This is a genomic window from Actinomycetospora endophytica (assembly GCF_021026375.1).
Taxonomy (GTDB): Bacteria; Actinomycetota; Actinomycetes; order Mycobacteriales; family Pseudonocardiaceae; genus Actinomycetospora; species Actinomycetospora endophytica.
Genome location: NZ_JAJNDB010000010.1, coordinates 196,066 through 214,647 on the forward strand (window position 1 = coordinate 196,066; position 18,582 = coordinate 214,647).

The 18,582-nt window shown below is 72.7% G+C and carries 17 protein-coding genes; 3 read left to right on the forward strand and 14 right to left on the reverse strand.

The window, feature by feature from the left end; all coding sequences use genetic code 11:
* Positions 1-80: 80 nt before the first annotated feature.
* The 5 genes from rpmA to LQ327_RS32135 form a co-directional block, all read right to left on the reverse strand.
* Positions 81-350 (reverse strand): 50S ribosomal protein L27, encoded by a 270-nt coding sequence (gene rpmA, locus LQ327_RS32115; RefSeq protein ID WP_230740576.1) that lies wholly within the window; start codon positions 348-350, stop codon positions 81-83.
* A gap of 15 nt (positions 351-365) precedes the next feature.
* Complete coding sequence (gene rplU, locus LQ327_RS32120) at positions 366-665, reverse strand: 50S ribosomal protein L21 (protein ID WP_230740578.1); 300 nt, start codon at positions 663-665, stop codon at positions 366-368.
* Between the two features lie 159 nt (positions 666-824).
* On the reverse strand, positions 825-4,103 hold the full coding sequence (locus LQ327_RS32125) for a translation initiation factor IF-2 N-terminal domain-containing protein (RefSeq protein WP_230740581.1): 3,279 nt from the start codon (positions 4,101-4,103) through the stop codon (positions 825-827).
* Between the two features lie 149 nt (positions 4,104-4,252).
* Positions 4,253-5,182, reverse strand: coding sequence for a TIGR03936 family radical SAM-associated protein (locus tag LQ327_RS32130; protein ID WP_230740583.1), 930 nt, complete (start codon positions 5,180-5,182; stop codon positions 4,253-4,255).
* The gene (locus LQ327_RS32135; protein WP_230740585.1) at positions 5,179-7,158 is read right to left on the reverse strand and encodes a TIGR03960 family B12-binding radical SAM protein; all 1,980 of its coding nucleotides are present in this window, start codon (positions 7,156-7,158) and stop codon (positions 5,179-5,181) included. Before LQ327_RS32135 ends, LQ327_RS32130 begins: the two co-directional genes overlap by 4 nt.
* 61 nt (positions 7,159-7,219) lie before the next feature.
* On the opposite strand from LQ327_RS32135, the gene LQ327_RS32140 reads away from it, so the two are divergent.
* A complete protein-coding gene (locus tag LQ327_RS32140; protein WP_230740587.1) occupies positions 7,220-8,104 on the forward strand; it encodes an alpha/beta fold hydrolase in 885 nt (294 codons plus the stop codon).
* On the opposite strand, the gene ndk is transcribed toward LQ327_RS32140, so the two are convergent.
* From ndk to LQ327_RS32165, 5 genes are all read right to left on the reverse strand, one after another.
* Entirely contained in the window at positions 8,085-8,492 is a 408-nt protein-coding gene (ndk, locus tag LQ327_RS32145; protein WP_230740589.1) for a nucleoside-diphosphate kinase, read from the reverse strand. The genes LQ327_RS32140 and ndk overlap by 20 nt on opposite strands.
* 28 nt (positions 8,493-8,520) lie before the next feature.
* Positions 8,521-9,366 (reverse strand): type IV toxin-antitoxin system AbiEi family antitoxin, encoded by an 846-nt coding sequence (locus LQ327_RS32150; protein WP_230740591.1) that lies wholly within the window; start codon positions 9,364-9,366, stop codon positions 8,521-8,523.
* A gap of 284 nt (positions 9,367-9,650) precedes the next feature.
* The gene (locus LQ327_RS32155; RefSeq protein WP_230740593.1) at positions 9,651-10,034 is read right to left on the reverse strand and encodes a DUF4233 domain-containing protein; all 384 of its coding nucleotides are present in this window, start codon (positions 10,032-10,034) and stop codon (positions 9,651-9,653) included.
* A complete protein-coding gene (gene folC / locus LQ327_RS32160; RefSeq protein WP_230740725.1) occupies positions 10,031-11,599 on the reverse strand; it encodes a bifunctional tetrahydrofolate synthase/dihydrofolate synthase in 1,569 nt (522 codons plus the stop codon). The genes LQ327_RS32155 and folC overlap by 4 nt, the downstream gene beginning before the upstream one ends.
* Before the next feature lie 12 nt (positions 11,600-11,611).
* Positions 11,612-11,893, reverse strand: a complete 282-nt coding sequence (locus LQ327_RS32165) for a DUF6457 domain-containing protein (RefSeq protein ID WP_230740595.1) — start codon at positions 11,891-11,893, stop codon at positions 11,612-11,614.
* A gap of 81 nt (positions 11,894-11,974) precedes the next feature.
* Between LQ327_RS32165 and fdhD the strand changes: the two genes are divergently transcribed.
* The gene (gene fdhD / locus LQ327_RS32170) at positions 11,975-12,817 is read left to right on the forward strand and encodes a formate dehydrogenase accessory sulfurtransferase FdhD (RefSeq protein ID WP_230740597.1); all 843 of its coding nucleotides are present in this window, start codon (positions 11,975-11,977) and stop codon (positions 12,815-12,817) included.
* Between the two features lie 105 nt (positions 12,818-12,922).
* Positions 12,923-13,948, forward strand: coding sequence for an alpha/beta hydrolase (locus tag LQ327_RS32175; RefSeq protein WP_230740599.1), 1,026 nt, complete (start codon positions 12,923-12,925; stop codon positions 13,946-13,948).
* Between the two features lie 22 nt (positions 13,949-13,970).
* On the opposite strand, the gene clpX is transcribed toward LQ327_RS32175, so the two are convergent.
* From clpX to tig, 4 genes are all read right to left on the reverse strand, one after another.
* Positions 13,971-15,257, reverse strand: a complete 1,287-nt coding sequence (gene clpX / locus LQ327_RS32180; RefSeq protein ID WP_230740601.1) for an ATP-dependent Clp protease ATP-binding subunit ClpX — start codon at positions 15,255-15,257, stop codon at positions 13,971-13,973.
* A gap of 206 nt (positions 15,258-15,463) precedes the next feature.
* A complete protein-coding gene (locus tag LQ327_RS32185; protein ID WP_230740603.1) occupies positions 15,464-16,117 on the reverse strand; it encodes an ATP-dependent Clp protease proteolytic subunit in 654 nt (217 codons plus the stop codon).
* 11 nt (positions 16,118-16,128) lie between these two features.
* Positions 16,129-16,734, reverse strand: a complete 606-nt coding sequence (locus LQ327_RS32190) for an ATP-dependent Clp protease proteolytic subunit (RefSeq protein ID WP_230740727.1) — start codon at positions 16,732-16,734, stop codon at positions 16,129-16,131.
* A gap of 219 nt (positions 16,735-16,953) precedes the next feature.
* Positions 16,954-18,417: a trigger factor gene (gene tig / locus LQ327_RS32195; protein WP_230740605.1), complete on the reverse strand. Its 1,464-nt coding sequence runs from the start codon at positions 18,415-18,417 to the stop codon at positions 16,954-16,956.
* Between the last annotated feature and the right edge of the window lie 165 nt (positions 18,418-18,582).

The window sequence follows — 18,582 nt, forward strand, 5'->3', positions numbered from 1 at the left end:
CAGTCTTCCCGAGAGAGACGACGAGGGGCGGACCCGTTCGGGCCCGCCCCTCGCCGGTGTGACTGGTGTTCGTGCGCAGCTCAGGCCGAGGCGGTCTCCTCGACCGGCACGATGTTGACGTTCTTGCGGCCGGCCTTGTGGCCGAACTCGACCGCGCCGGCGACCAGCGCGAACAGCGTGTCGTCCCCGCCGCGGCCGACGCCGACGCCCGGGTGGAACTTGGTGCCACGCTGGCGGATCAGGATCTCGCCGGCCTTGACGACCTGACCGCCGTAGCGCTTGACCCCGAGCCGCTGGGCGTTCGAGTCGCGACCGTTGCGGGAGCTGGACGCACCCTTCTTGTGAGCCATGGTGTGTCGCTCCCCTTACTTCGAGATGCCGGTGATCTCGACCTGGCTGTAGCGCTGGCGGTGGCCGATGCGCCGCTTGTAACCGGTCTTGTTCTTGTACTTCATCATCTTGATCTTCGGGCCCTTGTTCTCCCCGAGGACATTGCCGGTGATGGACACCTTGGCGAGGTCACTCGCGGAGGAGAGGACGGTGGACCCGTCGACGACGAGCACGGGCTGGAGGTCGACCGAGTCGCCGTCCAGAAGCTCCACGTCGACGACGTCGCCGACCGCGACCTTGTACTGCTTGCCGCCGGTCTTCACGATCGCGTACATCTCGGACGCAGGCTCCTGTCGTGCTGGACGTCTGTCTGGTTCTCGGGAGCGCTGTTCCCGCTGGTCGGCGGGCGCCTCACCGGACGCACGGGTCCTTCGACCCCTGCGCTGCTACGACCACGATACCCGCCGGGTCCGACAGGTCCGGGGTCGGGGTGCTCACGTGCCGCCGACGGCCACCGGGGGCCCGGCCGGACGCGAGGCCGCCCGACGCCGACGCCGGCCACCGGGGGCCGTGTCCTCCTCGGCCGCCGCCGTCTCCGGCTGGTCGGGCTCGTCGCTGACGGGCGCCGGAGCGGCCTCGGTGGTCGCGACGGCGGGCGCCTCGGTCGAGGGGTCCTCCGTTGCCTCGGGGGCCGTCGTGGCGGCCTCCGTCGCCGGTGCCGTCGTGGCCTCCTCCGTCGCCGGCGCCGCGGTGTCCTCGGCGGCCGCCTCCGGCGGCGTCCCGACGGCGGGTGCCTCCGGCTGGTCCGGCTCGTCCCCGGCCGGCGCCGGCTCGACGGCCTCGGTCTCGCTCTCGGTGCTGCCGCCCTCGGCGGTGCCCGTCTCCGCGGCCTCGCTGTCGGCGGCCTCGCTCTCGGCGGCGCCGCTCTCGGACGTGCCGCTCTCAACGGATCCGCTCTCGGACGTGCCGGTGCTCTCGTCGGCCAGGTCGGCCTCGAGCGCCACCTCGGGCTCGTCCGCCGCGTCGACCCCGGAACCCGAGCGCCGCGCGCCCGCCACGTCGGCGGGGCTCGGCACGTGACCCGAGGCGCCGTTGGTGTCCTCGCCGCCCGTCGTGGCGCTCGCGGCCACCGTCGTCGGCGACCCGCCGTCGGACTGCGCCCCGCGCCGGCCGCGGCCCCGCCGCCGGCCGGAGCCCGAGGACCCGTTCTGGCCGGACCCGTCGCCGCCGCTCTGGCCCTGCTCCCCCGACGACGAGCCGGAGGAGGACGAGGACGACGCCCCCGAGCTGGACGACCCCGAGTTCGACGTCCCGGACGAGCCGTTCTGCCCCGACCGGCCACCACCGTGGTCGTGCCCGTTCCCGTTCGTGACCGGCTCGCTGTGGACGATCACGCCGCGGCCCTTGCAGTGCTCGCAGGGCGTCGAGAACTCGTCGAGCAGGCCCTGCCCCACCCGCTTGCGGGTCATCTGCACCAGGCCGAGCGAGGTGACCTCGGCTACCTGGTGACGGGTGCGGTCGCGCCCGAGGCACTCGGTCAGCCGGCGCAGCACCAGGTCGCGGTTGGACTCCAGGACCATGTCGATGAAGTCGATGACGATCATGCCGCCGATGTCGCGCAGCCGGAGCTGGCGCACGACCTCCTCGGCGGCCTCGAGGTTGTTGCGGGTCACCGTCTCCTCGAGGTTGCCCCCGGAGCCGGTGAACTTGCCGGTGTTGACGTCGACGACGGTCATCGCCTCGGTGCGGTCGATCACCAGCGTGCCGCCGGAGGGCAGCCAGACCTTGCGGTCGAGCGCCTTCACCAACTGCTCGTCGATCCGGTACGCACTGAAGACGTCCTCCGGCCCGATGTGGCGCGAGAGCCGGGGGGTCAGCTCCGGCGCGACGTGGGAGATGTAGCCCTCGAGGGTCTCCCACGCCTGCTCGCCGGAGATCACGAGCGAGGAGAAGTCCTCGTTGAACATGTCGCGCACGACCCGGATGAGCAGGTCGGGCTCCTCGTGCACCAGGGTCGGCGCCTTGGAGCCGCCCTTGCCCTTCCCCTTGCCCTCCGCGGCCTCGCGCCCGGTGCGCTCGATGACCTCCCACTGGGCGGCCAGGCGCCGCACGTCGCGGTCGAGCTCCTCCTCGTCGACGCCCTCGGCGGCGGTCCGGATGATCACGCCGGCCTCGGACGGGACGATCCGCTTGAGGATCTCCTTGAGGCGCTTGCGCTCCGGCTCGGGCAGCTTGCGGCTGATGCCGGTCGCGCCGCCGCCGGGCACGTAGACGAGGAAGCGTCCGGGGAGGCTGATCTGCGTGGTCAGCCGGGCGCCCTTGTGCCCGACCGGGTCCTTGGTGACCTGTACCAGCACGCTGTCGCCGGAGGAGAGCGCCTGCTCGATCTTGCGCTGCTTGCCCTCGAGGCCGGACGCGTCCCAGTTCACCTCGCCGGCGTAGAGCACCGCGTTGCGACCGCGGCCGATGTCGACGAACGCCGCCTCCATCGACGGCAGCACGTTCTGCACCCGGCCGAGGTAGACGTTGCCGACCATCGAGTTCTGGCCGCTGCTGGCGACGAAGTGCTCGACGAGCACCCCGTCCTCGAGCACGCCGATCTGGTTGCGGTCGGCCTGCTGGCGCACGACCATCGTCCGCTCGACGGCCTCGCGCCGTGCCAGGAACTCCGACTCGGACAGGATCGACGGACGACGCCGGCCCTGCTCGCGCCCGTCGCGGCGGCGCTGGCGCTTGGCCTCGAGACGCGTCGAGCCCTTGACGCCCTTGACCTCGTCGTCGCTGGAGCGCTTCTTCTCGTTCTGGTCCTTCTCGCGGACGTGGGTGACGGTGTTCGGCGGGTCGTCGTTCCCGGAGCCGTCGCCGGACCCGGAGTCGTCGTTCCCCCGGCGCCGACGACGCCGGCGCCGGCGAGACGAGCCGGAGCTCCCCTCCGCGGAGTCGTCACCCTCGTCCGACGAGTCGCCGCCGTCGGAATCGTCCGACTCGGTGTCGTCGCCCTCGCTGTCCGAGGACTCGCCGTCGGCGCCCTCGCCCGAGTCCTCACCGGACTCGTCGTCGGCACCGCCCCGGCCCCGGCCACGCCCCCGGCGCCCACGACGACGACGGCGGCGACCGGCCTCGTCGTCGGCGTCCCCGTCGCCGCCGGTCGCGGCGTCCGACGAGGTGTCCTCGGCGTCGTCGGAGTCCGTCGTGCTCTCGGAGTCGTCGGACTCGTCCGCGCCCTGGGCGGCGGGCCCGGTGCTCTCGTCCGGGGTCACGACCCCGGTGGACCGGCTTCCCCGACGACGACGGCGTCCGCCGGACTCGCCGTCGGTCGTCTCGGGCGACAGGAACAGCGCGGCGGGCGCGGCGGGGCGGGTGCCGATCGCGCCGGTGACCTCGGGCTCGGCGTCGCCGCCGAGCGCGGCCGGTGCGGCTGCCGCCCCGACGGCCGCGGGCGACTCCGGCGGGGGCTCGGGCAGCGCGTCGTCGGGGTCGCCCGGCGGGGAGTCCATGGGCTCTGCGGCGGCCGGCTCCTCGGCGGGCTTCTCCGAGGGGAAGAGGTGCTCGACGACCTGGGACACGGTCGCCCGGTCGACGCTCGACTGGGCGCTGCGCGCCGCCACGTCGAGTCGCGCGAGCACCGCCAGCACTTCGCGGCTGGAGGACCCGACCAGACGGGCCAGCGCGTGCACCCGGAGCTTCTCGGGCAGCGCCGCCAGCACGGAGTCGTCGGGGCGACCCTCTGACGGTGATGACGATGAGGCGGGGAGGGCCTCGTTCTCGGACATGCAACTCCTTCGGCCCCCGGGCGCGACCTCTACGGTCGCGGCCACACGAGGGCATCGCGTGGTCTCGCCGAGCAGCCACCGGGATGGCCACCGAAACATCGGGCGCTCGGCGTTCGCGCGGCGGGGACCCGGTCGGGACCCGCGCCGCCCTAGTCCGGGCGGTCCTCGCCGGCGTGCCGCGCGGGGACGGTTTCGCGACCGGTCGTCGCGCGGTCCGCCTCGAGCGGGTCGAGCAACTCTCCGCTCCCGCCGAGCCGGCCCTGCTCCATCCGCGTCGCGGTGACGGGGACGGGCGGCTCCAGCCCGGCGACGCTGCGCAGCGCGCTCACCACGTCGTCGGGTCGTACAGCCGGCGTGGTGTGCCGTACGACCGCCGTCAGTGTCCCACACCCTGCGCGCTGCGCACGTGCACGGCGGTCGGAGACCTCGCCCGTGGCGTCCCCGGTGTCGTCACCGGCCGGTCGCGGGCCGTCTCCCGGGGCGTCATCTCCTGCTCGTCCATCGTTCGGGTGACACTCGCCGGGCGTGTCCGTGACGGCGTTCACACCTTCGACCGTGAGATCAACGAGCGCCGCCCGGACGTCGAGGGTCCGCGGGCCGTTCTTGGTCATCCGCTCGACCTCGACGACCTCGGTCGCCTCGAGGGCCGCGACGGCCTCAGCGAGCTGCTGCGGGTCCACCCCGGGCATCGCGATGCGCCAGACGGACGCGTCGATCCGGTCGGCGAGGGCACCCGGCCCGGCCCGTACGACGTCGATCACCGAGAGCCCCTCGGGCAGCACCGCGTCGACCTCACGGGCCACGACGGCGGGGTCGAGGTCGACCGTGAGCCCGATCTCCACGAACTCCGCCTCGCTGGCCGCCCCGGTCGGCGCCGCGCCGAGCCAGGACAGCCGCGGGTGCGGGCTGAAGCCGTGCGACAACGAGACCGGCACCCCCGCACGGCGCAGCGCCCACTCCATCGCCCGGGCCACGTCGCGGTGCGAGCTGAACCGCGCGCGGCCCCGCTTCGCGAACCGCATCCGGACCTTGGCGACGGTCGGCGCCGACGGGTGCGCCGCCGTTCCCTGGCGGCTCACGGGGCCAGCGCCGGGTTGTGGACCGGCGTCGAGGTGCGGTTCTCGACCGGGGTCAGCGGCAGCATCCGCCCGCCGTCGACCATCGCGCCCGCCGTCGGGCCCATCTGGATCTCGGTGCCCATCTGCGGGCACACGCCGCAGTCGAAGCACGGCGTCCAGCGGCAGTCGTCCTGCTCCCGGGAGTCGAGCGCGTCCTGCCAGTCGTCCCAGAGCCAGCCGCGGTCCAGGCCGGAGTCCAGGTGGTCCCAGGGCAGGATCTCGTCGCCGTCGCGCTCGCGGGTGGTGAACCAGGCGAGGTCCACCCCCTGACGCGGCAGCTCGCGGGCGGCGGCCGTCTCCCACCGCTCGTACGAGAAGTACTCGCTCCAGCCGTCGAAGTGCCCGCCGTCGCGCCAGACCGCCTCGATCACCGACCCGACGCGGCGGTCGCCCCGGCTCAGCAGTCCTTCGATGAGCGAGGGCTGCCCGTCGTGGTAGCGCAGGCCGACGTTGCGGCCGAGCGAGCGATCGGAGTTGATCGCCTCGCGGAGCTGGCGCAGTCGGGAGTCGACGACCTCGGGGGAGGTCTGCGCCGCCCACTGGAACGGCGTGTGGGGCTTCGGGACGAACGCGCCGATCGACACCGTCGCCCGGACGTCGCCCCGCCCGGCGGCCTTGCGCCCGGCGCGGACGACCTCGTGGGCCATCGTCGCGATCTGCAGCACGTCCTCGTCGGTCTCCGTGGGGAGCCCGCACATGAAGTACAGCTTCACCTGCCGCCAGCCGTGCTCGTAGGCCGTCGACACGGTCCGGATGAGCTCCTCCTCGGAGACCATCTTGTTGATCACGCGCCGCAGCCGCTCGGAGCCGCCCTCGGGGGCGAACGTCAGGCCCGACCGGCGCCCGGAGCGGGTGAGCTCCTCAGCGAGGTCGACGTTGAACGCGTCGACGCGGGTCGAGGGCAGCGAGAGCCCGGTGCCGGTGCCCTCGTAGCGGTCGGCCAGGCCCTTGGCGATGTCGCCGATCTCGGAGTGGTCGGCGCTCGACAGCGACAGGAGACCGACCTCGGAGTACCCCGAGGCCTCCAGCCCCTGCTCGACCATCTCGCTGACGCCCCGCTTCGAGCGCTCCCGCACCGGACGGGTGATCATGCCGGCCTGGCAGAAGCGGCACCCGCGCGTGCACCCGCGGAAGATCTCGACACTCATCCGCTCGTGCACCGTCTCGGCCATCGGGACGAGCGGCTGCTTCGGGTAGGGCCAGTCGTCGAGGTCCGACGTGGTGCGCTTGTGCACCCGCTCCGGGGCGGCGTCGCTGGTCGGGCGCACCGCCGCGATCGCCCCGTCGTCGCCGTAGGTGACCTCGTAGAGGCCCGGTACGTAGACCCCGGGCACCCCGGCGAGGCGCTCGAGCGTCTCCTGCCGGCCGAGACCTTCCGCCTTGGCGGCCTTGACGACGTCGGTGATCTCGCCGACGACCTCCTCGCCGTCGCCGAGCGCCACGATGTCGACGAAGTCCGCGATCGGCTCCGGGTTGAACGCCGCATGGCCGCCGGCCAGGACGAGTGGGTGCTCGATCGTGCGATCGGCGGCGTGCAGCGGGACCCCGGCGAGATCGAGGACCTCGAGCAGGTTGGTGTAGCCGAGCTCGGTGGCGAAGGAGACGCCGAGGACGTCGAACGCGGCCACCGGGCGGTGCGCGTCGACGGTGAACTGCGGGACCCCGTGCTCGCGCATCAGCGCGGCGAGGTCCGGCCAGACGGCGTAGGTGCGCTCGGCGAGGGCGTCAGCGCGCTCGTTGAGGACCTCGTAGAGGATCATGAGGCCCTGGTTGGGCAGGCCGACCTCGTAGGCGTCCGGGTAGCACAGGGCCCAGTGGACCTCGGCGTCCTCCCAGGGCGTCACCGTCGCGTTGCGCTCGCCGCCCACGTACTGCACGGGCTTGCGGACCCGCGGCAGCAGGGGTTCGAGGCGTTCGTAGAGCGACTCCGGGGACATAGCTCTCCAGGGTAAGGGGGCTTCGTGAACCGATCCGGCGCCCCGGCCGAACGGGCCCACCGTGGAGCGCTTCGTCGACGCCGGGAACCTCTCGCTGTGCACGACGACGACCGGTGACCCGGCCGACCCGGCGGTCCTGCTGATCATGGGGCTCGGGCTGAGCTACGACTGGTGGCGGGACGACTTCTGCGACGCGCTCGCCGCCCGCGGCCTGCAGGTCATCCGGTTCGACAACCGCGACGTCGGCCGCTCGACCCACCTCTGGGGGCCCGGCATCTCGTCGTGGGGCTTCCTGACGCGGCAGGCCCGCCCGGCGTACACCCTCGGCGACATGGCGGACGACGCCGCGGCGGTGATCGGCGCTCTCGCTCCGGCCGGCGCCCACGTCGTCGGGGCCTCGCTCGGGGCGATGGTGGCCCAGGAGGTCGCGATCCGGCACCCGGAGCGCACCCTCTCGCTCACCTCGATCATGGGACGGCCCGGCGACCGCCGCACCGGGAAGGTGTCCTGGCGCCGCGTGCCGGACTTCCTCCGCCCGCCCGCGGCCGACCCGGTCGAGGGCATGGTCCGCGCGTTCCGCCGCATCGGGTCGACCTACCGGACCCCCGAGGACGACGACGACGTCCGCGTCACCATGCGCCGCGCCGCCGGCCGGGAGGCGACGGTGCCGCACGACGGCCAGGGCAGCGGCCGCCAGCTCGCCGCGTGCGTGGCCGAGCGCGACCGCACCGAGGACCTCCGGCGCCTGACGACGCCCGCGCTCGTCGTCCACGGTGACGTCGACGCCGTCATCCAGCCCTCCGGGGGCCGGGCGACCGCGGCCGCCATCCCCGGAGCCGAACTGCTCGAGCTGCCGGGGATGGGCCACGACCTCGCCCGCTCGACCTGGCCCGCCGTCATCGACGGGATCGAGCGGACGGTGCGGGTCAGCCGAACCAGAGCTTGATCTCGCGCTCGGCCGACTCCGGCGAGTCCGAGCCGTGCACGATGTTCGACCCGGTCTCCAGCGCCAGGTCGCCCCGCAGCGAGCCGGGGACGGCCTTCTCGACCGGGTCGGTGCCGCCGGCGATCTGACGGAACGCCGCGATCGCCCGCGGCCCCTCCACCACCAGGGCCGCGACCGGCCCGGAGGTGATGAACTCGATCAGCTCCCCGAAGAACGGGCGCTCGGCGTGCTCGGCGTAGTGCTGCTCGGCGACGGAGCGCTCGACGTTCTTGAGCTCCAGCGCCGCCAGTCGCAGCCCCTTGCGCTCGATGCGCGAGATGACCTCACCGACCAGGCCACGCTGCACGCCGTCGGGCTTCACCAGCACCAGGGTGCGCTCGTCGGACACGGCGCTCCTCTCCTTCGATCTCCACGATTCAGGCCGGGACGAGCCTACTGAGACCTCCGTCGCACTCCCCGTCCGGGCCGGGTGGACGCGGCTGTTTCCCGATCAGCGGCCCGTGGAGCCACGGCGGCGGATGCCACCGCTCGAGGCTCCGGAGGAGCCGGCAGGCGAGCGAGTCGAGGACGGCGTCGAGGACCCGGTGGATTTCCAGAACCTCCCATCCGACGGCCTCCGCCGCTGCGGCCGCCGACGGTTGCCCGGACACCGCTGTCCGCCGCTCCGGCCAGGCGAGCGACAGCCGCGCCACCTCGCGGCGGTCCCGGTCCAGGAGGCGCTGGTCGACCTCCGGACGCGGGAGACCCCGGGCCCGCAACGCCACCCGGAGCCGGGAGTCCCGGGCCGACGAGCTGCGTGGGTCGGCCCAGTCCAGGACACCGGCCACCAGGCGCGCGTCGCGGTCACCCCGGTGCGCCGTGGCCACCGCTCGGACGTTGTCGAGCGTGAGGTCTGTTCGGGCGCAGAGGACGTCCAGCAGCACGACGGCGTCGCCTCGCGGCAGCCACCGGGCCAGGTCATAGGCCGTGCGCGCCGGTGTCGTCACGCGGACACCGTCGACGAGGGTGACCTCTTCCGTCGGTAGCTGACGCCGACGCAGTCGGAGTCCGGGGCGTGCCCGGACCCCCGTCACCGCGACGTCGAGGTCCACGGTCACGTCCAGCGGGCCCAGGTCGGCCCCGAACAGCGCCGCGGCCGCGACCCCGGCGACCATCCCTCCCGGGTGCAGCAACGCGGCCCCGGCGGCCCTCACCGCCATCGTCACCGGGACCTCGCGAGCGACGGAGACGCCGGGGAACAGCGGCCGGGTCGTGCCGTCCATGAGGTCATGGCGGGTCAGCCGACCACAGGCGATGGCGTCGGCGTGTCGGAACGGGCGTCGGAGGTCCACGGGGTTTCGACGCCGTCCGGACGATTCCGGTTCCGCCGCGGGCCGTTCACCTTGTCCGCGCTAGTCAGTTGATCACGCCCAGCGGTGCGCCCGGACCTGCACCACTCAGCATGATCAACTGACTAGCGTCGCAGGGATCGAGTGCCCCGGCGGCCGGGATCGACCGACCGCGCGGCCAGGCACGACAGAAAGTCCGGGCCGGCCCGCCCGGGTCCTCAGTCCACCGGCCAGGCCGCCTGGCGGCGGATCACCTCGCGGCGCATCCAGAGCATGAGCACCCACACCAGGCAGAAGACCAGCCCCATCAGACCCAACGAGGCCGAGAGCACGAACCCCAGCAGCATCAGGACCTGCAGCCCGACCGCGAACGCCAGTCCCCACGGCCGCAGGATCACGACGCAGCCGACGATCATCCCGACCGTCAGCACCAGCACCAGGGTCAGCTTGGCCGGCGTGATCCCGCCCTCGACGTAGGACATCACGGGCAGCACCAGCGGCACTGCGATCGCCTCGAGCACCAGGCAGGCGCTGGCCGGCCCGCGGAAGGCCCGGCGCGCGTCCGGCGGGCGGGCCGCGGCGACGTCCTGCTGCTCGCTCATGACGGCTCACGCCCCAGCAGGGTGCGGGCCTCGCCCGCGGCGACGACGGATCCGATGACGAGCACCCCGCCGCCGGAGACCGGCTCGTCGTCGTCGGAGGTCTCCTCGGCCATGCCGATCGCGGTCTCGAGGGCCGCGTCCATGCGGGTCTCGACGACGACCCGCTCGGCGCCGAAGCGTCCGACGGCGAGCCCGCCGAGCTCGTCGGGGTCGAGGGCGCGCGGCGAGGACATGCCGGTCACGACGATCTCGTCGAGCACCGGCTCCAGGGCGGCGAGGATCCCGTCGGCGTCCTTGTCGCCCATGATCGCGACGACGCCGACGAGCTTGCGGAAGGAGAACTCCGCCCGCACCGCGGCGGCCGCGGCGGCGGCGCCGTGCGGGTTGTGCGCGGCGTCGACGACGACGGTGGGCGCCGAGCGCAGCCGTTCCATCCGGCCGGGCACGCGCACCGCGGCGAAGGCCTCGCGGACGGCGTCGATGTCGAGCCGCCGCGACGCACCGGCGCCGAAGAACGCCTCGACCGCGGCGAGCGCGAGCGCGGCGTTGCCGGCCTGGTGCTCGCCGAAGAGCGGGAGGTAGATGTCGTCGTACTCGCCGCCGAGCCCCTGCAGGCGCAGCTGCTGACCACCGACGGCCACCGAGCGCTCGAGCACCCCGAACTCGACACCGGCCCGGGCCACCTCGGCGTCGACCTCGACGGCCCGCTCCAGCAACACCTGGGCCACCTCGGGGGTCTGCTGGGCGAGCAGCGCGACCGAGCCGGGCTTGATGATCCCGGCCTTCTCCTTCGCGATGCCCTCGATGTCCGAGCCCAGGTAGTCCATGTGGTCGAGCCCGATCGGCGTGATCGCGGCGACCGTGGCGTCGGCGACGTTGGTCGCGTCCCAGGACCCGCCGAGCCCGGTCTCGAGGACCGCGACGTCGACCGGGGCGTCGGCGAAGGCCGCGAACGCCATCGCGGTGAGCACCTCGAACTTCGAGCAGTGGACGCTGTCGACCTCGTCGCGGGCCTTGTCGACCACGCCCACGTACGGCGCGATCTCCCGCCAGGTCTCGACGTAGCGGCGCGCCGAGATCGGGCGCCCGTCGACGGCGATCCGCTCGGTGACCTTCTGCAGGTGGGGGCTGGTGTAGCGCCCGGTGCGCGGCCCGATCCGGGTGAGCAGCGCGTCGATCATGCGCGTGACCGACGACTTTCCGTTGGTGCCGGCGACGTGCACCACCGGGAAGGAGCGCTGCGGCTCGCCGAGGACGTCGCACAGGGCGGAGATCCGGTCGAGGGAGGGCTCGATGCGGGTCTCCGGCCAGCGCTGGTCGAGCTCGGCCTCCACCTCGCGCAGCGCGGCCAGGTCCTCGGGACTGTCGTGCTCGGCGGCCGGGACCGCGTCCGGGTCCGGCCCGGTCCGCACCAGCGCGTCGGCCATCGCCGCCCCGCCGGGGGTGCTCTCGCCGCCCGCCGCCGCCAGCAGCTGGGCGATCTCGTCGGGGTCGGTGTCGCCGGCGGCGTCGGACTCCGGGGAGGAGGAGACGCCGTCGGGAATGGCCCAGGGCTCGTACCGCATCACCGCGCAATCCTACGGCGCGTCCGGTTCCTCACCCCGGGCGAGCGCGGCGAGACGCTCCGCCCACCCGGCCACCAGCTCGGGCTCCGGCGGCCCGGCACCCGCGGCCCGTCCGGCGGCGAGCCCGAGCAGGTACGCGGTCAACGGGGCCGCGGGCCGGGCGACCCCGTGCGCGACGTCCTTGGTGAGGTCGAGCACGAGCGGCCGCGCGAACTCCGGGTCCACCAGGTCGCCGAGCTCGCCGATCCCGAGCTCGGCGACGACGTCGGCCCACCACTGCTCCAGGGTGCTCATCGCGGGAGATGGTGTCATCAGCGGCGTTCCCGGGCCGGTCGGTGCCACCATGGTGGGGCAGCCGTGAAGGGGGGAGCCGACATGGGACGAGTGACGGTGCGGCGCCCGGTCGTCCGCGTCCGGGAGCAGGGCGTGAACCGGCGCCCGGACGCGCTCGCGGCCGAGGAGCCGCTGGAGATCCGGGTGGACGGGCGCTCGCTCGCGGTGACGATGCGCACCCCGGGTCACGACGTCGAGCTCGCGCACGGCTTCCTGCTCACCGAGGGCGTGATCACCTCGCCCGCGGACATCGGCACCGCCCGCTACTGCGACTCGGTCGACGACTCCGGGCGCAACACCTACAACGTGCTCGACGTGGCCCTCGCGCCCGGCGTCGCCCCGCCCGACGACTCCGTGGAACGCCGCTTCTACACGACGTCGTCGTGCGGGGTCTGCGGCAAGGCCTCGCTCGACGCGGTGCGCACGAAGACGGTGTACCCGCCCGAGAAGGACGACGTGGAGCTCTCCGCGGAGGTGCTCTTCGGACTCCCCGACGCCCTGCGCGCCGCCCAGAAGGTGTTCGACTCGACGGGTGGGCTCCACGGTGCCGGCCTGTTCACCGCCGACGGGGCGCTCCTCGTGGCGCGCGAGGACGTCGGACGCCACAACGCGGTGGACAAGGTCATCGGCCACGCCCTCCTCGCGGGACGCGTACCAGCCGCCGGTACGGTGCTCATGGTCTCGGGCCGGGCCTCGTTCGAGCTGACCCAGAAGGCCGTGATGGCCGGCGTCCCGGCGCTGGCCGCGGTCTCGGCGCCGTCGTCGCTCGCGGTCGAGATGGCGGACGACGCGGGTATGACCCTCGTCGGGTTCCTGCGTGGCCGGTCGATGAACATCTACGCGGGCGCGTCGCGGGTGACCGGCATCGATGAGGATGCTGGGTGATCACGACGACGGGGTAACGACGGCGGGCCGCACCACCGATGTGTGCTGCGAGCGGGATGATCGGTCCCCGCCGTCGAGAGCGGATCTGAGGAGGGGGGCGCGGACGTGTCGGGGGAGGACGAACGGGACGTCGACGTCACCTCCGGGTCGCCGACGCCCGCGACGCCGCCCCAGGGTTCCCCGTCGCACCCGCTCGCTGCCCGCCTGACCCGGCGTCGGCTGCTCATCGGCGGCGGCGCCATGGTCGGCGCGGGCGCGCTGGCAGCCGGCGGTGTCGCCCTGGCGGGCACCGTCGAGACCGCGGCGCCGGTCCCGCAGCGGGTGCCGGCGCCACCGGGCCCGTCCCGCGGCACCCAGGCGGCCGTCACGGTCGAGTGGGTGCGCTCGGTCGCCCGCAACCGCTCGGTCCGACTCGTGATCACCTCACCGCCCGGCCGGGACCGTGCCACGCTCCCGCTCTGCGTCGGCCTGCACGGCCTCGGCGGCAACGCGCTGTGGTGGGGCGACCCGGGCATGCGGAAGGTCCTCGGCGCGGCGTGGGCCTCGGGCGTCCCGCCGTTCGCCGTGGCCGCGCTGGACGGCGGCGACAACTACTGGCACCAGTTCCGTCCCGGCGACGACCCGATGCGCATGCTCCTCGACGAGCTCCCGGCCTGGATGATGCAGCGCGGCGTCGCCCGGGACACCCAGGGCGTCCCGGTGCTCGCGTCGGGTGTGTCGATGGGCGGCGCCGGCGCGCTGATGTACGCCCGGGCGCGGGTGCTGCGCGGGAGCCCGGTGCGTGCGGTGGCGGCGATGTCCCCCGGTCTGTTCACCGACTGGCGCGTGGCCTCGAAGCGCCCGTTCGCCGGGATCGGCGACTGGGAGGCGAACGACCCGCTGCGGTTCTACCCGGAGCTCGCCACCACCCCGACCGGCATGTGGTGCGGGGACCGCGACTCCTTCGTGGCCCCGGTCCGCCGCTACATCGACCTCGCGCACCCGCAGTTCTCGCGGATCACCCCCGGGAAGCACGACGGCACCTACATCGGCTCGGTCCTGCCGCAGGTCGCGGCGTTCCTCGGGCAGCACGTCGCGCCGCCGGCGCTGCCGTTCGGGCTGCCCAGCCAGCAGGCCTTCCCGCACATCTAGCGCGGGAGGCCCACCGGGGCGATCAGGCCGACTTGTCGCGGCGCTCCCGACGGGCCGGCTGACGCGGCACGATCGTCGGGTTCACGTTGTCCTTCACCGTCTGCTCGGTGACGACCACCTTCGCGACGTCGTCGCGACCGGGGATGTCGTACATGACGGGGTTCAGGACCTCTTCCATGATCGCCCGCAGGCCGCGCGCGCCGGTGCCGCGCAGGATGGCCTGGTCCGCGATCGCGCCGAGCGCGTCCTGGTCGAATTCCAGCTCGACCCCGTCCATCTCGAAGAGCTTCTGGTACTGCTTCACCAGCGCGTTGCGCGGCTCGGTGAGGATCTGGACCAGGCTCGGCTTGTCGAGGTTGGACACCGAGGCCATCACCGGCACGCGGCCGATGAACTCGGGGATCAACCCGAACTTGATGAGGTCCTCGGGCATGGTGTCGCCGAAGGACTCGGCGGACTCCATCTCGGCCTTGGACCGGATGTCGGCGCCGAAGCCGAGGCCGCCACGGCCCACGCGCTCGGCGATGATCTTCTCGAGGCCCGCGAACGCCCCCGCCACGATGAACAGCACGTTCGTCGTGTCGATCTGGATGAACTCCTGGTGCGGGTGCTTGCGCCCGCCCTGCGGGGGCACCGACGCCGTGGTGCCCTCGAGGATCTTCAGGAGTGCCTGCTGGACGCCCTCGCCGGAGACGTCGCGCGTGATCGACGGGTTCTCCGACTTCCGCGCGATCTTGTCGACCTCGTCGATGTAGATGATGCCGGTCTCGGCCCGCTTGACGTCGTAGTCCGCGGCCTGGATCAGCTTGAGCAGGATGTTCTCGACGTCCTCGCCGACGTAGCCGGCCTCGGTCAGCGCCGTCGCGTCGGCGATGGCGAACGGGACGTTGAGCAGCTTCGCGAGCGTCTGCGCGAGGTAGGTCTTGCCGCAGCCCGTGGGGCCGAGCATGAGGATGTTCGACTTGGCCAGCTCGACGACGTCGTCGTTGCGGGAGTTCTCGCGGTTCTTCTCCCCCGCCTGCACCCGCTTGTAGTGGTTGTAGACGGCCACCGACAGCGTCTTCTTGGTGTCGTCCTGGCCGATGACGTACTGGTCGAGGAACTCGTGGATCTCGGTGGGCTTCGGCAGCTCGTCGAGCTTGACCTCACCGGCCTCGGCGAGTTCCTCCTCGATGATCTCGTTGCAGAGGTCGATGCACTCGTCGCAGATGTACACGCCGGGACCGGCGATGAGCTTCTTGACCTGCTTCTGGCTCTTCCCGCAGAACGAGCACTTCAGCAGGTCCCCGCCGTCACCGATGCGTGCCATCGCAGCAGACCTCGTGTCCCATCCGGCGCACCCGGACGGTGCGCGCTGTCGTGATTGACCGTACCCGTCGACCCCGTCAGGACGGGAGTTTCCGGAGCGCGGCGATCCTGCTGGTCGAGTGCCCGGAGTGGTCGGCGACGCGCCGTCCCGGCCGGGCGACGCGGTGGGCGGTCAGTGTCGCACCGCCCACCGCATCGGGGCTCCGGTCAGCGGTTGGCCGAGAGCTTGCGGCTCGCCACGACGTCGTCGATGAGGCCGTACTCCTTGGCCTCGTCCGCCGTGAGGATCTTGTCGCGCTCGATGTCCTGGCGGACCTGCTCCGCGGAGCGGTTCGAGTGGTTCGCCAGGGTGGTCTCGAGCAGCCGGCGCATGCGGGTGATCTCGTTGGCCTGGATCTCCAGGTCGGAAGCCTGGCCGTAGAAGCCCTCGGTGGCCGGCTGGTGGATCATCACGCGCGCGTTCGGCACGGCCAGGCGCTTGCCCGGGGTGCCGGCGGCCAGCACGACCGCCGCGGCCGACGCCGCCTGCCCGAGGCAGACGGTGGCGATGTCCGGCCGGACGTACTGCATCGTGTCGTAGATGGCCATCAGCGCCGTGAACGACCCGCCCGGCGAGTTGATGTACATGGTGATGTCGCGGTCCGGGTCGTTGGACTCCAGGAACAGCAACTGCGCCATGACGTCGTTCGCCGACGCGTCGTCGATCTGCACCCCGAGGAAGATGATCCGTTCCTCGAAGAGCTTGTTGTAGGGGTTGGACTCCTTGACGCCGTAGCTCGTCCGCTCGACGAACGACGGCAGGATGTACCGGGCCTCGGGCGACGCGGCGGCACGCCCACCCGGAACGTGAAGCTCACTCATGGTGCGTCTCCTCAGGCGCTCGTGCCGTTGCCGCTGCCGTTCGACCGCGAGTCGGTCGAGCGGGTCACGACGTGGTCGATGAAGCCGTACTCCAGCGCCTCGTACGGGTCGAACCACCGGTCGCGGTCGGAGTCCTCGGTGATCTTGTCGACCGTCTGGCCGGTGTGCTCCGCGATCAGCTCGGCGAGCTGGCGCTTGAGCTTGCGCAGCGACTCCGCGCGGATCGTGATGTCGGTTTCCGTGCCGCCGAGGCCGCCGGAGGGCTGGTGCATCATGATCTGCGCGTGCGGCAGGGCCAGGCGCTTGCCCGGCGCACCCGCCGACAGCAGGAACTGGCCCATCGACGCGGCGAGGCCCATGGCCACGGTCGACACGTCGGGCTCGATCCACTGCATGGTGTCGAAGATGGCCATGCCGGCCGACACGGAGCCGCCGGGCGAGTTGATGTACAGCGTGATGTCGCTGGCGGGGTCCTCCGCGGAGAGCAGGAGGAGCTGCGCGGAGATCTGGTTCGCGATCGTGTCGTTGACCTCCTGCCCGAGAACGACGATGCGCTCCCGGAGGAGGCGCTCGTAGACCGAGTCGTTGAGCGTCATCGACCCGCCGGCGGAACGCATGACCGCCCCGGACGGGTCGGAGAGGTGCTGGCTCACCTGTCCCTGCTTTCCTCGAGTGGGGTTTCTTGACGCCGAGCCCGCGCGCCCCCGGGTGGTCCCGGGGCCCGCGGAGCTCTCGTCGGCTGCACCGACCCTAACGATCGCGGGAGCCCGGAACGTCCTCCGACGGCCCGTGTTCGCTCACGGCTCACCGGATCCCGCGACGCGTCTCCGCGGTGGTCAGGACTTGGGGGCACCGGAGGCGCTCGCGGCGGCCTCCTCGTCCTCGACGACCACGGCCTCCTCGTCGGCCTCGTCGTCCGCGACGGGCTCGGTGACGGCCTCGACGGCCGCCTCCGCCGCCGCCTCGGCGTCCTCCTGCGTGGCGGGCGCGAACAGCTCCGAGAGGTCGAGCTCCTCGCCGTCGGGGCCGAGGATCGTCGCGGCCTGCACGACCGTCGCGAGCGCCTTGCCCCGCCGCACGTCGGCGAAGATCGCCCCGAGCTGGTTGGCCTGCTGAGCCTGCTGGATGTACTCCTCGGGGCTGATCCCGAAGCGCTGCGCCTGCATGAAGATGCGCTCCATCAGCTCCTGCTGGTCGACCTGGACCTCGCCCTTCTCGGCGACCTCGTCCAGCAGCAGCTGGGTCTTCACGGCCTGCTCGGCGCTGGTGCGCAGCTCGGCGTCGAACTCCTCGCGGGTCTGGCCCTGGGTCTCGACGTACTTCGTGAGGGCGTCCTCGTCGTGGTCGAACTCGTGCACGGCCTCGTGGGCGCGCACCTCGACCTCCTGGTCGACGACGGACTCCGGCACCGGCAGGTCGGCCGCCTCGAGCAGCGCCTCGAGCACCTTGTCCCGGGCCTGCCCGGCCTGCTCCATCTTCTTGACGCGGCCGTGGCGCTCGCGCAGGTCGGCCTTGAGCTCGTCGAGCGTGTCGAACTCGCTGGCGAGCTGGGCGAACTCGTCGTCGGCTTCGGGGAGCTGGCGCTCCTTCACCGTCGAGACGGTGACGGTCACGTCGGCCTCCTCGCCGGCGTGGTCGCCCGCGACGAGCTTCGTCGTGAAGTTCTTGGTCTCCCCCGCCGACATGCCCTCGAGGGCCTCGTCGAGCCCCTCGATGAGCTGGCCGGACCCGACCTGGTGGCTCATCCCGGAGGTCTGGGCCTCCTCGAGGGCCTCGCCGTTCACGGTGGCCGACAGGTCGATGACCACGAAGTCGTCCTTCGCGGCCGGGCGCTGGACGCCGGCGAGGGTGCCGAACCGCGCCTGGAGACCCTTGAGCTGGTCCTCCACGTCCTCGTCGGTCACCTCGGCCGAGTCGACCGACACCGAGATCGCCGAGTAGTCCGGCAGCTCGATCTCGGGACGGACGTCGACCTCCGCGGTGAACGCGATCTTGTCGCCGTCGTCGATCGAGGTGACCTCGATGTCGGGCTGCCCGAGCGGCGTCACCTGCGCCTCGCTCACGGCCTCGCCGTACTTCTCGGGGACGGCGGTGTTGACGACCTCTTCGAGCACGACGCCGCGACCGAGACGCTGGTCGAGGATGCGCGCAGGTGCCTTGCCCGGACGGAAGCCGGGGATGCGGACCTGCTGGGCGATCTTCTTGTACGCCTGGTCGAAGGTCGGCTTGAGCTCGTCGAACGGCACCTCGATCGCGAGACGGACGCGCGTCGGCGACAGGTGCTCGACGGTGGACTTCACAGCTCGTTCTCCTCCGGGGCGGGACTGCCAACGCGGCCCGGGGGTGGAGACGGATGATCCGCTTCGGCTCCGGGGTCCCGGAGAGCCTGGAGAACTCCGGGGTGACCACCGATCAACGGCCCTGTCGTCGCGCCCGCCCGGGCGTCGGCGGCGAGTCTAGACGTG

Coding starts and splice junctions, on each gene's coding strand:
- LQ327_RS32150 (WP_230740591.1), bottom strand. CDS start 9,366: ATGGACGGCACGACCCGGCCGCTGTTCCCCGGCGTCTCCGTCGCTCGC.
- LQ327_RS32125 (WP_230740581.1), bottom strand. CDS start 4,103: ATGTCCGAGAACGAGGCCCTCCCCGCCTCATCGTCATCACCGTCAGAG.
- LQ327_RS32185 (WP_230740603.1), bottom strand. CDS start 16,117: ATGAGTGAGCTTCACGTTCCGGGTGGGCGTGCCGCCGCGTCGCCCGAG.
- LQ327_RS32135 (WP_230740585.1), bottom strand. CDS start 7,158: ATGTCCCCGGAGTCGCTCTACGAACGCCTCGAACCCCTGCTGCCGCGG.
- clpX (WP_230740601.1), bottom strand. CDS start 15,257: ATGGCACGCATCGGTGACGGCGGGGACCTGCTGAAGTGCTCGTTCTGC.
- fdhD (WP_230740597.1), top strand. CDS start 11,975: ATGGGACGAGTGACGGTGCGGCGCCCGGTCGTCCGCGTCCGGGAGCAG.
- rpmA (WP_230740576.1), bottom strand. CDS start 350: ATGGCTCACAAGAAGGGTGCGTCCAGCTCCCGCAACGGTCGCGACTCG.
- LQ327_RS32165 (WP_230740595.1), bottom strand. CDS start 11,893: ATGAGCACCCTGGAGCAGTGGTGGGCCGACGTCGTCGCCGAGCTCGGG.
- LQ327_RS32190 (WP_230740727.1), bottom strand. CDS start 16,734: ATGCGTTCCGCCGGCGGGTCGATGACGCTCAACGACTCGGTCTACGAG.
- folC (WP_230740725.1), bottom strand. CDS start 11,599: ATGCGGTACGAGCCCTGGGCCATTCCCGACGGCGTCTCCTCCTCCCCG.
- rplU (WP_230740578.1), bottom strand. CDS start 665: ATGTACGCGATCGTGAAGACCGGCGGCAAGCAGTACAAGGTCGCGGTC.
- LQ327_RS32155 (WP_230740593.1), bottom strand. CDS start 10,034: ATGAGCGAGCAGCAGGACGTCGCCGCGGCCCGCCCGCCGGACGCGCGC.